This is a genomic window from Pseudomonas sp. SZ40, assembly GCF_052958135.1.
Map to the genome: position 1 here is coordinate 63,555 of NZ_JBQWIF010000011.1, position 12,675 is coordinate 76,229.

Here is a 12,675-nt window from a genome sequence, read left to right on the forward strand (position 1 = left end):
AGTGGAGCGGGGCGGAGAATCGGCGAAGGCTGATCGGTCATAGCCCGGCGTTTATGTCGGCATCGAAGTAGCAAAGCTTTAGTCCAGAGGACGGAATCATGTCTTTGAATCAGCAGTTCATTTTGGGTGATGGCGGCGATGGCCAGGCAGTGGGCCAGTCGCTGCGTCTGGCCAACCGTCATGGCCTGATCGCGGGTGCAACGGGAACCGGCAAGACCGTGACCCTGCAGCGTCTGATCGAGAACTTCAGTGACGCAGGCGTCGCGGTTTTCGCCGCGGATGTGAAGGGCGATCTGTGTGGCCTCGGCGCCGCCGGGGCTCCTCAGGGAAAGGTCGCCGAACGTATCGCCAGCATGCCCTGGCTGGCGCACAGCCCGAGGGCCTATCCGGTCAGCCTGTGGGATGTGCATGGGCAGAGCGGTCATCCGCTGCGCACCACCCTGAGCGAAATGGGCCCGCTTCTGCTCGGCGCGCTGCTCGAACTCACCGACAGCCAGCAGGCGGCGCTGTATGCAGCGTTCAAGGTGGCCGATCGTGAAGGCCTGCTGCTGCTCGACCTGAAAGACCTCAAAGCCCTGCTGACTCATCTCAAGGAACAGCCGCAGGTGCTGGGCGCCGACAGCGCGCTGTTCACCAATACCTCCGCGCAGGCGTTGTTGCGGCGTTTGGCGAGCCTGGAACAGCAGGGTGGCGAGGCGCTTTTCGGTGAGCCGGCGCTGCAGCTCGAAGACATCCTGCAGCCGGATCGTGATGGTCGCGGGCGCATTCATCTGCTCGATGCCAGCCGCCTGGTTCACGAAGCGCCCAAGGTCTACGCGACCTTTCTGCTGTGGCTGCTGGCCGAGTTGTTCGAGCAGTTGCCCGAGCGCGGCGATGCGGACAAACCGGTTCTGGCGCTGTTCTTCGACGAGGCTCACCTGCTTTTCGCCGATACCCCGAAGGCCTTGCAGACGCGGCTGGAGCAGGTCGTGCGGCTGATTCGCTCCAAGGGCGTCGGTGTGTATTTCGTCACCCAGTCGCCGGGAGACCTGCCGGACGATGTGCTGGCGCAACTGGGGTTGCGTATTCAGCACGGCCTGCGGGCGTTCACCACCCGGGAACAGAAGGCGCTGCGCGCGGTGGCCGACGGCTTTCGTCCCAACCCGGCGTTCGACAGCCTTGCGGTGCTGACCGAGCTGGGGATCGGTGAGGCGCTGGTGGGGACCCTGGAGGATAAAGGCACGCCGGCGATGGTGCAGCGTGTCGCCATCGCCCCGCCGCAATCGCGTATCGGGCCATTGCAGGCAAGCGAGCGTGCAGATCTGATTCGCCAATCACCGCAGGCGGGGCGCTACGACAAGGCATTCGACCGGGAGTCGGCCTACGAGATCCTGACCGCCCGTGCAACCCAGGCGAGCGAGCAGGTGCAAGCGGGCAAGGCACCGCCGTCCACTGTCAGCGTGGCTGGCGAGTTCCTCGGCGGGTTGGCTGGTCAGGCAATGAAAAGCGCCATGCGTCAGGTCGCCAATCAACTCGGTCGGCAACTGGTTCGCGGTGTGCTGGGGTCTTTGCTGGGTGGCAAGTCCACGTCGAAGCGACGCTGAACACTGCACCGCCGGCGGCGTGCTCGGGCGCGCCAGCCGGCACCGGTCAGCGGGTCAGGCGCTTTCGGCTCTGGCTTCTTCCTTGCTGGACAAGTCCTTCTCGATCTTCTCGATTTCTTTATCGAATGCCTGATCGAGCAGGCTGGCTCGCTTGCGCCAAGGCTTGCGTTCCGGATCCGGTTGGGCGGCGTAAGTGATGACCTCTCCGCCGTATACATCCTTGTAACGCTGCGCCTGGCGCTCGAGTTCGGCGCGCAGTTCGTCTTTCGTCACGATAGTACCCATGGTTTCTGATAGGAGAAGGGCGACAACGCAAGACCGGGCGGTCTTGCTGATACGGTCGCCACATCTGTTTGAAGCGTTTGCCCCTACTAAAGTTCCGGCTATTGGCATCTAGCGAAGCTGGACGTCAGGAAGCAGCGGCTGATTATCGTCAACGTGCGGCGAAAGTCCAGCAAAGCCGCCGCGAGTTGTGACCCGGGTTGCGTCAGGCCAGCGTGCGGTACTGCAGGCTGAACGTCAGGCTGTGGCTCTGTCCCTCGTGCAACAACACCAGCCCTGGCCTGCCCGGCAGGTGGTGAGCATTGACCGGGTGGCTGACCGGCTCGAAGCAGAAGAACGGCTTTCGTTCCGGGCAGAACAGCAGGTACAGGTCACTGCCCGTGGCGCTGATCTCCAGAGCGTAGCCGGCGTCGGGCTGCAGAATGCGCGCCTGGCCGTTCCAGTCGATGAAGGCGTTGTCGGTATGCTGCGTCGGCAGATCACGCTCGTCGTTGAAGTCCCAATGTTCCGGCAGTTCGCTCAGTTGCGTCGGCAGGCTGTTCGCGTCGCAATTCCATACCTGCCCCGCGCGGGCTTGCAGGCGGGTAGCCGGCGTGCGCGGGAAATATGGGTGCAGGCCCAGCCCATGCCACATTGGCGCCTCGGCCATATGGGTGACCTGCAGCTGGATATCCAGGCGGCCTTCGTGCAGACGAATCCGTTGCTCTGCGACATAGGCGAACGGCGTCTGGCTTTCCAGGCGCAACAGGGCCGAGTCGTCGCTGTGCTCGATCACCTCCCAGGGTTGTTGCCAGGCACTGCCGTGGATCGGCAGTGCCGAGTTGTCGACATTGGCCTCTAGCGCGAGCCAGCCTTGCGGGTTGTCGAAACCGCCCTCGGTGATGCGGTTCGACCAGGGCGCCAGCGGGTAGCAACCGAGCTGGCGAGGCGTGCCGGCCTGCAGGGTTCCTTCATCGGCATGGCGCAGCAAGGCTTGACCGCCGTCCTTGACCGTCCAGTTGGCGATACTGCCGCCGGTTCGAGGTGCCAGCGTGAGTTGTGTGAGGCGATCCTGCAGATGCAATGTGTCGAGCGGCATAGTGCGGTACCTGTGCAGTTAACGAGTCATTTGCCGGAGATAAACGAAGAACGTGTCATCATACAACCGCCTGATATATGATGGAGTTTGACCATCCCAGACGATATCGATTGCTATGGAAAATCAGAACACGCCGCCACGTGCGCGCCGCAAGCACCGCAGCCTGGCTCAAGAACTGGTCGCGGAGCTGTCCGAGCGCATTCGCGATGGGGTGATCAAGCGTGGCGAAAAGTTGCCGACCGAGTCGGCGATCATGGAAGAGCAGGGCGTCAGCCGCACCGTCGTGCGTGAAGCCTTGTCGCGGTTGCAGGCTTCCGGCCTGGTGGAAACCCGCCATGGCATCGGCACCTTCGTTCTGGATACGCCCAATCCCGGTGGCTTTCGCATCGACCCCGCGACCATCGTCACGCTGCGTGAAGTGCTCGCCGTGCTCGAGCTGCGCATCAGCCTGGAAGTCGAGTCGGCTGGCCTGGCTGCGCAACGACGGACGCCCGAACAACTGGCGTCCATGCGTCAGGCTCTGGATGCGCTGAATGAAGGCGCGGCCCACGAGAGCGATGCGGTGTCGTCCGATTTCCAGTTTCACCTGCAGATCGCTCACGCCACTGGCAACCGCTACTTCACCGATATCATGAGCCATCTGGGTACCAGCATCATTCCGCGTACCCGGCTGAACTCGGCGCGCATCGCCCATGACGATCACGCCCATTACATGGCGCGCCTCGAGCGTGAGCATGAGCAGATCTTCGAAGCCATCGCCCGCCAGGACTCCGACGCCGCACGCGCCGCCATGCGCCTGCACCTGACCAACAGCCGCGAGCGGCTGCGTCAGGCCCACGAGGCCGCTGAAGTGGTCGTCAAGCAGGCCTGAGCCCTGCAAGGCAGAAACGGGCTGCAGAGCCAGCCTGTTTCTAACGCCGCAAAATCGATGCACAGCCGATCGCAGGCAGATGCTCAGGCGTCCTTGCGATAAGTCAGTAGAACGATCCCCGCCAGCACGATCGCGCCGCCGATCATCTGTATACCGCTCAATACCTGATCCAGCAGCAGCCAGCCGAACAGTAGCGTGGCGATGGGCTCCATGTTCATCACGGGCGCGTTCTTGGCCATGTTCAGGCGCGGCACGGTGACGAACAGCATGCAGAAGGCGATGCCGTAGAGCAGCACCAGTGCGCCCAGCGCGATCCAGCCGGTCTCGTTGCCCGGCAGCTTCATGCCGCCAGGGATCAGGTCGGCGCTGCCCGCCAGCGCCATGCTGCTGAACACGATCATCAACGTCAGCATGCTGCGCACCGAGCCGCGCAGGTTCGACAGCTTGTGGTCGGTGATCCACAGCGCGCAGGCGAATACGCAGGCGGCGAGGAACGACACGCTGACTCCGACCACCCATTCCGGGCCGGCCGGCTCGCTGGCGCTCAGGCGTGCGGGAAGATCCAGGGCGAACACCAGGCCAAGCAGAATCAGGCCCATGAGCATCACCGTGCGGCGCGTCGGTGCCGAGCCGCCCAGCGCCCAGGTGAGCAGGGCGAGCAGGATCGGGAAGGTATTGCCGATCAGCAACGCGAGCGCCACCGGAATGCGCGCCACGGCCGAGTACATGCAGATGCTCTGCGTGGCGATCAGCAGCCCCAGCAGCAGTTGCCAGCGCCAGGCACCCGGTGGCATCTGCAGCGCCTGGCGTTGCCAGAGCACGATGCCCAGCAGCACCAGCATGGTGACACCGGAACGACACAGGATCGCAAGCAGCAGGCCGGTGTCGTTGTCGAAAGCGATGCGTGCAGCGATGTGGTTGCCGGCGAAGGAGCATGCCAGCAGGGCCAGCAACAGCACGGCGATGTGGCGGGGAAACAGGGCAGGGGACGTCATGGCAGCAATTTCCGTATCGAGTTTAGCCTTGAGCGCCTGACGGTTTGGTGGCCGTTCTCGCCGCGCTAAAAAAAACGGCGGGTCGCGTATGCACGCGACCCGCCGCGGGTGTAGCAGTATCAGAGTACGACGCTAGGCAGCCACAGCGAAATTGCCGGGATGTAGGTCACCGCCATCAGCACCATGAACAGTGCAGCGTAGAACGGCAGCAGTGCTTTCACGGTGTTTTCGATGGTGACCTTGCCGATCGCCGCGCCGACGAACAGCACCGCACCCACTGGTGGCGTTATCAGCCCGATACCCAGGTTGACCAGCATGATCATCCCGAAGTGCACCGGATCGACACCGATCGACAGCACCACCGGCAACAGGATCGGGGTGAGGATCAGGATCAGCGGCGCCATGTCCATCACCGTGCCCAGAGCCAGCAGCATGAAGTTGATGCACATCAGGATCACGTAGCGGTTGTCCGAGATGGTCATGAACGCGGTGGTGATCTTCGACGGAATCTGCATCAGCGTCATGATGTAGCCGAAGCTGGCGGCGAAGGCGATCAGGATCATCACGATCGAGATCGTGCGTACCGTGCGATGCATCAGCTTGGGCAGGTCACGCCACTTGTAGTCACGGTAGATGAACATGGTGACGAAGAACGCCCACAGCACGGCGATGGCCGCCGACTCGGTGGCCGTGAAGATGCCGGAGATGATGCCGCCGAGGATGATCACCATGGTGAACAGGCCCCAGATGGCATCCATGCAGATCTTCAATGCCTGCTTCAGCGGGATGACTTCGCCTTTCGGGTAGTTGCGCTTCTTGGCGAAGAACATGCACAGACCCATCATCACGGCGCTGAGCAGCAGGCCCGGGCCAATGCCGGCGATGAACAGCGAGGCGATGGAGACGGTACCACCAGCGGCCAGCGAGTAGATCACCGAGTTGTGGCTCGGCGGGGTCAGCAGCGCTTGTACCGAGCCACTCACCGTTACGGCGGTGGCGTATTCGCGCGGATAACCGTTGCGCTCCATTTCCGGAATCATTACCGACCCTACCGAGGCGGTATCCGCCAGGGCCGAGCCGGAGATCGCACCGAAGAAGGTCGAGGCCATGATGTTGACCAGCGACAGGCCACCGCGGACGAAACCTACCAGTACGCCAGCGAAAGCCACCAGACGGCGGGACATACCGCCCTCGGCCATGATCGCACCGGCGAGCACGAAGAACGGAATGGCCAGCAGTGAGAACTTGCTGATGCCGCCGGTGACGGAAATCATCACCGCATGCAGCGGGATGTCGATCCACCAGGCGCCGATCAGCGCAGACAGACCCAGCGCATAGGCCACCGGCATACGCAGCAGAATCAGCAGGACGAAACTACCAAGCAGGATGAGCGCGTCCATTTACACGGCCTCCTTGGCTTCTTCAACATGCTCGTAATTGCCCACTCGTCGACCACTCTGATCGCCGAACAACAGTCTTTCGAGGATAAAGATCAGGGTCACGAAACCACCGATTGGAATAGGGGAGTAGGCCATGCCCACGCGTACCGATGTCAGCGAGGCGAGGAACTGATTCCAGGTAGCCATGCACAGTTTGATGCCCCAGATGAGCATGAACAGGCAGACCGCTGCCATCAGCAGTTCCACCAGTAGGGTGATTGCGCCATGCCAAGCTTTCGGCAGGCGATCGGTCAGGGAAGTCACGGCCATGTGCGCCCCAGCGCGGTAACTGGCTGCGGCACCGACGAACGTGAACAGTGCCATCAGCAAAATGGCTACAGGCTCTGGCCAGCTGGAGCCGGCGCCGAGTACGTAGCGGGCAAAGATGCCCCAAGGAATGATCAGGGCCATCACCGTGATGGACAGCCCCGCTACCCAGATACAGGTCATGTACAGGGCATCACAGGCGCGTAAGAATGTATTCTTCATGAGACTTCACCACAGCGTGGCGGCGCAGGACGCGCCGCCACAGCGTTCGTCGGAGTGATCGGTTTACTTGACGGCTTCGATGCGCTTGATCAGCTCGACATAAGGTGCGCCGTACTTCTCGCGAACCGGAGCAGTGGCGTCATAGAAGGGCTTGGTGTCGATTTCGATGAACTCAACGCCGGCCGCTTTGAGTTTCTCGACGCTGGCTGCGCTCTTCTCGTCCCACAGCTTGCGCTCTTCGAGTTGTGCTTCCTTGGCGAACTTCTTGACCAGTGCCTGCTGTTCCGGGGTCAGTTTCTCCCAGGCAGTCTTGGACATCATCAACGGCTCCGGCAGGATCAGGTGATGGGTCTGGGTGTAGTACTTGGCCGACTGGAAGTGGTTGTGCTCGAGCAGGGTAGGCGGGTTGTTCTCGGCACCGTCGATCACGCCGGTCTGCAGGGCGCTGAAGATTTCACCGGTGTCCATGGCGATGCCGTTGGCACCCATGGCGTTGAGGGTATCGATGAACAGCGGGTTGCCGATCACGCGGATCTTCATGCCCTTGAGGTCTTCGATCTTGCGAACCGGCTTCTTGGTGTAGATGCTGCGGCTGCCGCCATCCATCCACGCCAGACCGACCATGTTGAATTCGGAAGCGGTGATCTTGTCGAGGATCTCCTGACCGACGTCGCCGTCGATGACTTTGCGCATGTGGTCGACGTCGCGGAACACGAACGGCATGTTGAACACGTTGGTATCCGGTACCACAGGGCCCACCGAGCCAAGGCTCACACGGGTGATCTGCACGGCACCGATCTGAGTCTGTTCGATGACTTCTTTTTCCGAACCCAGTACGCCGCCGGCGAACATGCGGTACTTGATCTCGCCGTTGGTGGCTTCTTCGAGTTTCTTGCCGAGGTTTTCCATGGCCACTACGGTCGGGTAACCGGCGGGATGGATCTCAGCCATCTTCAGGGTGGTCGCAGCCTGAGCCAGGCTCGACAGGCCGATGGCCAGCGGGAGTGCGGCGATGAGCAACTTGCGCTTGAGGTTCATGTGAAACTCCATTTTGTTGTTGTTGGTGTGCAGCGTTATGAAGCGCCAGGGTGGCCCGTCGGATCACGGGTTCCCGGGGTGTTGGTAATCAGGACTGAAACGGTGTTTCTTCAAGGCCACTGACGCCTGGCTGCAGGGCGAAAACGCCACCGGCCAGAGGTTGATCGTCCAGGTTGCCGCCCGGGCGAATCGAAGTGACGTACAGGGTGTCCAGGTTGGCGCCGCCGAAGGCGCACATGGTCGGCTTCTTCACCGGTACTTCCAGCGAGCGATCGAGGCGACCGGCTGGAGTGAAACGGTGAATCAGGCCGGCATCGTTGCCGCAGATCCAATAGCAACCATCGGCATCCACGGCAGCGCCATCAGGGCGACCGGGGTAGTCGTTCATGTCGACGAACAGGCGGCGGTTGTGCGGTGTGCCGCTGTCGGTGTCGTAATCGAACGCCCAGATGAGCTGCACCGACGGGTGCGAGTCGGACAGATACATCGTGCGGCCGTCCGGGCTGAAACCCAGGCCATTGGGGACGATCAGGTCATCGAGCAGCGCTGGAAGGGTGCTTTGCCCGGCGCCGTCATAGCGATACAGGGCGCCGACGTTGGCGCCTGCCGCCATGTCCAGGAGCATGCTGCCTACCCAGAAACGGCCCTGGCGGTCACTGCGACCGTCGTTGAAGCGCATCCCCTCGCGGGCATGGTTGACGTCGATCAGGCGTTCGCCGCTGAGCCGCCCATCGTCACCGGCAGTCAGCTGGAAGATGCCGCTTTCCATGCCGGCTATCCAGCTGCCGTCGCCGTGTCGGGCGATGCAGGCGAGCATCTCGTCCGCTTCCCAGCTTTGCGTGGTGGCGTCGGCCAGGTTCCAGCGGTACAGGCGCTTGTTGGGGATGTCGGCCCAGTAAAGGGCCTGATCCTGCACGCTCCACACCGGGCTTTCACCCACGCTGTTGCGTGCATCGAGAATCAGTTCGGCTTGCTTGGGCATGTCCGACCTCTTTTTTATTGTTATCGAGGATGCGAGGTGTCAGTCGTCGCCGAACGGGCCGGCTGCCGTGAAGGCGCCGCCGTGATACAGGGCGTTCGGGTCGTCTGCCGCCACGGGTGGCTGTGCCTCGACCTTGTCGCGGAATACTTCGGAGCTGTCCTTGGGCTGGAAGCCCAGGTGAGCGGCCTTGCTGTTGTCCCACCACACGGTCTTGTTCGCCGAAGCGCCGTAGACCACGGTGTGGCCGACATTCGGAGTGGTGAGGCCGCGCTCGATCAGTTGCACCAGGTCGTCGTAGCTCAGCCAGGTGCTCATCATGCGGCGGTTGAGCGGCTCGGTGAACGAGGAGCCGATGCGAATGCTGACGGTCTCGATACCGTAGCGGTCGAAATAGAAGCTGGCCATGTCTTCGCCGTAGGACTTCGACAGACCGTAGTAACCATCCGGACGGCGCGCAGCGCTGGCGTCGATGGTGTCAGTCTGTTTATGGAAGCCGATGACATGGTTGGAGCTGGCGAAGATCACGCGTTTGACGCCGTGGCGGCGAGCGGCTTCGTAGATGTGGAACACGCCGCTGATGTTCGGGCCGAGGATTTCCTCGAACGGACGTTCCACCGACACCCCACCGAAATGCAGAATCGCATCGACACCTTCAACGAGCTGATGAACGGCCTGCTTGTCAGCCAGATCGCAGAGCTGAATCTCGATGTGCTCACCTTCGGCCGGCGCCATTTCGACGATGTCCGAGAGACGCAGGATCTTGGTCAGGGGCTGCAGACGTTCGCGCAGTACCTTGCCCAGCCCGCCGGCTGCGCCGGTGAGCAGCAGGCGATTGAAGGGTACTGGGGCGTTGGAAGTCGTAGTCATGGGCGGAAGGCCTGTTCTCTGCTTGTTGTTATTTAGAGATTGTCATCTGTTGTCGTATGACATTACGGGATTATCGGCATCCCTCGAATCGTTTGTCAACGCGCTCACCTAACAAGAATATTGCTTCATTGTGGCACTTGATAGGGCTGTAATGGGCAGAATAGACGGCTTGCTCTCCTACGTTGTGGGAGTGGGCGTGGCGACCGCTGGCACCCTGCTTAAGTCTAAGGTTGTCTGATGACGTTATCATTGGTACGCCGTCCTGGTGGCCGGCCAGTTATCCCGAGCGGGCCAGCGCGGCGGCGAAAAAACGCGTGGCGAGACGGCCGCCTGGCTTGAGCGAAGCGATATCTGATGGCATCGCCCCGCGGCAGCATCGGACGTTTGGCGACATTTATGGATGGAGGAGGGCGCAGAGGGTTGTCATATGACGACGCCCCAAAAATACTTCCGCTGCCTGTCGCAGCGCCTGAGCGTTGCACGTGATGCCCCATATAGAGGGCTCTGCAGGTAAGTTAAGAGAAAAGTATGGCTTTCAATAATGTCGTACGATAACGTATCTCTAACAGCCAAGGCTGCTCCATTTCCATACGCGCTACAGGTGTTCGAAGAATGACCCCACAAGAATTAAAATCCGTCCTCTCCTCCGGTCTGCTGTCTTTCCCGCTGACCGATTTCGATGCCCAAGGCGAATTCAATCCCGAAGGTTACGTGCGTCGCCTCGAATGGCTGGCCCCGTACGGCGCCACCGCTCTGTTCGCGGCTGGCGGTACCGGTGAATTCTTCTCCCTGGCTGCCGACGAGTACTCGTCCGTCATCAAGACCGCCGTCGACACTTGCGCCGGTAGCGTGCCAATCCTCGCTGGCGTGGGCGGTTCCACTCGCCAGGCCATCCAGTACGCACAGGAAGCCGAGCGCCTGGGCGCCAAAGGTCTGCTGCTGCTGCCGCACTACCTGACCGAAGCGTCGCAGGAAGGCGTTGCCGCCCACGTCGAGCAGGTCTGCAAATCGGTGAAGATCGGTGTGGTGGTCTACAACCGTAACGTCTGCCGCCTGACCGCTCCGCTGCTGGAGCAGTTGGCCGAGCGTTGCCCGAACCTGATCGGCTACAAGGACGGCCTGGGCGACATCGAGCTGATGGTCTCGATCCGCCGTCGTCTCGGCGATCGCTTCAGCTACCTCGGCGGTCTGCCGACCGCTGAAGTCTATGCCGCTGCCTACAAGGCACTGGGCGTACCGGTCTATTCGTCGGCGGTGTTCAACTTCATCCCGAAAACCGCGATGGACTTCTACCACGCCATTGCCAAGGACGATCACGCCACCGTCGCCAAGATCATCGACGACTTCTTCCTGCCGTACCTGGACATCCGCAATCGCAAGTCCGGCTACGCCGTGAGCATCGTCAAGGCTGGCGCCAAGATCTCCGGTTACGACGCAGGCCCGGTCCGCGCTCCGCTGACCGATCTGCTGCCCGGCGAATACGAGCAACTGGCTGCGCTGATCAAGGCGCAAGGCGCTCAGTAAGCAACCGGCTCGAAAACAAAAGCCCAGGCCTAGTGCCTGGGCTTTTGCGTTCGGGGCAATTATTCATGCTGTGGTCGGTATTCCACAGATAGTTAGGCCATTGGTGGTCTGACGGGTGTTACAGGGGGCAGCCATCCAACGCGCCAATGGTGGGCTGAAGCCCCACCCTACGAGGGTGGGGTAGACGCGCTCTTTTTGTCCATCATTGCGATAGCGCAGTAGGGGGCCGCGCAGTCGACCCTGCGAGGAGGGTGGGAGCCGTAGGGGGGGGCGGGCGGCGATCCGCTACAGCCCACCAGTTGATCTGTTATTTCTCCATGTCATCGTACGACTTGTCTGGCATTCACTCTCCTTGAAGAGGCGGGTTGGTGGGAATTCTTTCTGCTAGAAAGCGGATTTCTACCCATCCAAGGCATGATATTCCCAATTTAATAGATGATTTTCCTCGCTTATTTCCTGGACTTAGCCATTTCTTTGAATTTCCATGCATTGCCCTCAAACGGTGCAACTCGTAGAAAAAAGCTTCCGAGGGCTTGGAATATATGTAGTTGTACGATAACGTATGACTTCAGTTGCCGGTAACGGCCTCCATGTCCTCATAAGGGTGTAAGAAGAATGACTCCACAAGAACTAAAAACCGTCCTCTCCTCCGGCCTGCTGTCCTTCCCGCTGACCGACTTCGATGCCGCTGGTGAATTCAACCCGGCCGGCTACGTGCGTCGCCTCGAGTGGCTGGCCCCGTACGGCGCCACCGCTCTGTTCGCGGCAGGCGGTACCGGTGAGTTCTTCTCCCTGGCTGCCGACGAATACTCGTCCGTCATCAAGACCGCCGTCGACACTTGCTCCGGTAGCGTGCCAATCCTCGCTGGCGTGGGTGGTTCCACTCGCCAGGCCATTCAGTACGCACAGGAAGCCGAGCGCCTGGGCGCCAAGGGCCTGCTGCTGCTGCCGCATTACCTGACCGAAGCGTCGCAGGAAGGCGTTGCTGCCCACGTCGAGCAGGTCTGCAAATCGGTGAAGATCGGTGTGGTGGTCTACAACCGTAACGTCTGCCGCCTGACCGCTCCGTTGCTGGAGCAACTGGCCGAGCGTTGCCCGAACCTGATCGGTTACAAGGACGGCCTGGGCGACATCGAACTGATGGTCTCGATCCGCCGTCGCCTGGGTGATCGTCTCACCTACCTGGGCGGTCTGCCGACCGCTGAAGTCTATGCCGCTGCTTACAAGGCGCTGGGCGTACCGGTTTACTCGTCGGCGGTGTTCAACTTCATTCCGAAGACTGCGATGGAGTTCTACCACGCGATCGCCCGTGAAGATCACGCCACCGTTGGCAAGATCATCGATGACTTCTTCCTGCCGTACCTGGATATCCGCAACCTGACAGCCGGTTACGGGGTCAGCATCGTCAAGGCTGGCGCCAAGATCGCCGGCTACGACGCCGGCCCGGTCCGTGCGCCGCTGACCGACCTGTTGCCGGCCGAGTACGAGAAACTGGCTGCGCTGATCGACGCCCAGGGCGCTCAGTAA

Annotated in this window: 12 protein-coding genes; 4 read left to right on the forward strand and 8 right to left on the reverse strand. The window is 61.4% G+C overall.

Going from position 1 to position 12,675, the window contains the following annotated elements; all coding sequences use genetic code 11:
* Positions 1-98: 98 nt before the first annotated feature.
* Entirely contained in the window at positions 99-1,583 is a 1,485-nt protein-coding gene (locus ACT9T4_RS11255; RefSeq protein ID WP_042556270.1) for a helicase HerA-like domain-containing protein, read from the forward strand.
* A gap of 54 nt (positions 1,584-1,637) precedes the next feature.
* On the opposite strand, the gene ACT9T4_RS11260 is transcribed toward ACT9T4_RS11255, so the two are convergent.
* Together ACT9T4_RS11260 and ACT9T4_RS11265 are read right to left on the reverse strand one after the other, a co-directional pair.
* Positions 1,638-1,856: a hypothetical protein gene (locus ACT9T4_RS11260; protein ID WP_042556287.1), complete on the reverse strand. Its 219-nt coding sequence runs from the start codon at positions 1,854-1,856 to the stop codon at positions 1,638-1,640.
* A gap of 214 nt (positions 1,857-2,070) precedes the next feature.
* Complete coding sequence (locus tag ACT9T4_RS11265; protein ID WP_499116993.1) at positions 2,071-2,943, reverse strand: aldose 1-epimerase; 873 nt, start codon at positions 2,941-2,943, stop codon at positions 2,071-2,073.
* Between the two features lie 115 nt (positions 2,944-3,058).
* Here ACT9T4_RS11265 and ACT9T4_RS11270 point away from each other — a divergent pair, with 115 nt between their 5' ends.
* Entirely contained in the window at positions 3,059-3,814 is a 756-nt protein-coding gene (locus ACT9T4_RS11270) for a FadR/GntR family transcriptional regulator (protein WP_042556272.1), read from the forward strand.
* An 83-nt stretch (positions 3,815-3,897) separates the two neighbouring features.
* Here the strand turns inward: ACT9T4_RS11270 and ACT9T4_RS11275 are convergent, their stop codons facing one another.
* From ACT9T4_RS11275 to ACT9T4_RS11300, 6 genes are all read right to left on the reverse strand, one after another.
* The gene (locus ACT9T4_RS11275; RefSeq protein ID WP_499116995.1) at positions 3,898-4,809 is read right to left on the reverse strand and encodes an EamA family transporter; all 912 of its coding nucleotides are present in this window, start codon (positions 4,807-4,809) and stop codon (positions 3,898-3,900) included.
* 119 nt (positions 4,810-4,928) lie between these two features.
* Positions 4,929-6,209: a TRAP transporter large permease gene (locus ACT9T4_RS11280; protein WP_179538990.1), complete on the reverse strand. Its 1,281-nt coding sequence runs from the start codon at positions 6,207-6,209 to the stop codon at positions 4,929-4,931.
* Complete coding sequence (locus ACT9T4_RS11285) at positions 6,210-6,737, reverse strand: TRAP transporter small permease (protein WP_042555368.1); 528 nt, start codon at positions 6,735-6,737, stop codon at positions 6,210-6,212.
* 63 nt (positions 6,738-6,800) lie between these two features.
* Positions 6,801-7,775 (reverse strand): TRAP transporter substrate-binding protein, encoded by a 975-nt coding sequence (locus ACT9T4_RS11290; protein WP_179538989.1) that lies wholly within the window; start codon positions 7,773-7,775, stop codon positions 6,801-6,803.
* A gap of 88 nt (positions 7,776-7,863) precedes the next feature.
* Complete coding sequence (locus tag ACT9T4_RS11295) at positions 7,864-8,757, reverse strand: SMP-30/gluconolactonase/LRE family protein (RefSeq protein WP_499116997.1); 894 nt, start codon at positions 8,755-8,757, stop codon at positions 7,864-7,866.
* Between the two features lie 39 nt (positions 8,758-8,796).
* Entirely contained in the window at positions 8,797-9,624 is an 828-nt protein-coding gene (locus ACT9T4_RS11300; protein WP_179538987.1) for an NAD-dependent epimerase/dehydratase family protein, read from the reverse strand.
* 612 nt (positions 9,625-10,236) lie between these two features.
* On the opposite strand from ACT9T4_RS11300, the gene kdgD (ACT9T4_RS11305) reads away from it, so the two are divergent.
* Together kdgD (ACT9T4_RS11305) and kdgD (ACT9T4_RS11310) are read left to right on the forward strand one after the other, a co-directional pair.
* Positions 10,237-11,148, forward strand: a complete 912-nt coding sequence (gene kdgD / locus ACT9T4_RS11305; protein ID WP_042555372.1) for a 5-dehydro-4-deoxyglucarate dehydratase — start codon at positions 10,237-10,239, stop codon at positions 11,146-11,148.
* 615 nt (positions 11,149-11,763) lie between these two features.
* Positions 11,764-12,675, forward strand: a complete 912-nt coding sequence (gene kdgD, locus ACT9T4_RS11310; protein WP_042555373.1) for a 5-dehydro-4-deoxyglucarate dehydratase — start codon at positions 11,764-11,766, stop codon at positions 12,673-12,675.

Bases quoted from the DNA above. Each gene is read 5' to 3' on its own strand.
- ACT9T4_RS11255 (WP_042556270.1), top strand. From the start codon at position 99: ATGTCTTTGAATCAGCAGTTCATTTTGGGTGATGGCGGCGATGGCCAG.
- ACT9T4_RS11265 (WP_499116993.1), bottom strand. From the start codon at position 2,943: ATGCCGCTCGACACATTGCATCTGCAGGATCGCCTCACACAACTCACG.
- ACT9T4_RS11270 (WP_042556272.1), top strand. From the start codon at position 3,059: ATGGAAAATCAGAACACGCCGCCACGTGCGCGCCGCAAGCACCGCAGC.
- ACT9T4_RS11275 (WP_499116995.1), bottom strand. From the start codon at position 4,809: ATGACGTCCCCTGCCCTGTTTCCCCGCCACATCGCCGTGCTGTTGCTG.
- ACT9T4_RS11280 (WP_179538990.1), bottom strand. From the start codon at position 6,209: ATGGACGCGCTCATCCTGCTTGGTAGTTTCGTCCTGCTGATTCTGCTG.
- ACT9T4_RS11285 (WP_042555368.1), bottom strand. From the start codon at position 6,737: ATGAAGAATACATTCTTACGCGCCTGTGATGCCCTGTACATGACCTGT.
- ACT9T4_RS11290 (WP_179538989.1), bottom strand. From the start codon at position 7,775: ATGAACCTCAAGCGCAAGTTGCTCATCGCCGCACTCCCGCTGGCCATC.
- ACT9T4_RS11295 (WP_499116997.1), bottom strand. From the start codon at position 8,757: ATGCCCAAGCAAGCCGAACTGATTCTCGATGCACGCAACAGCGTGGGT.
- ACT9T4_RS11300 (WP_179538987.1), bottom strand. From the start codon at position 9,624: ATGACTACGACTTCCAACGCCCCAGTACCCTTCAATCGCCTGCTGCTC.
- kdgD (WP_042555372.1), top strand. From the start codon at position 10,237: ATGACCCCACAAGAATTAAAATCCGTCCTCTCCTCCGGTCTGCTGTCT.
- kdgD (WP_042555373.1), top strand. From the start codon at position 11,764: ATGACTCCACAAGAACTAAAAACCGTCCTCTCCTCCGGCCTGCTGTCC.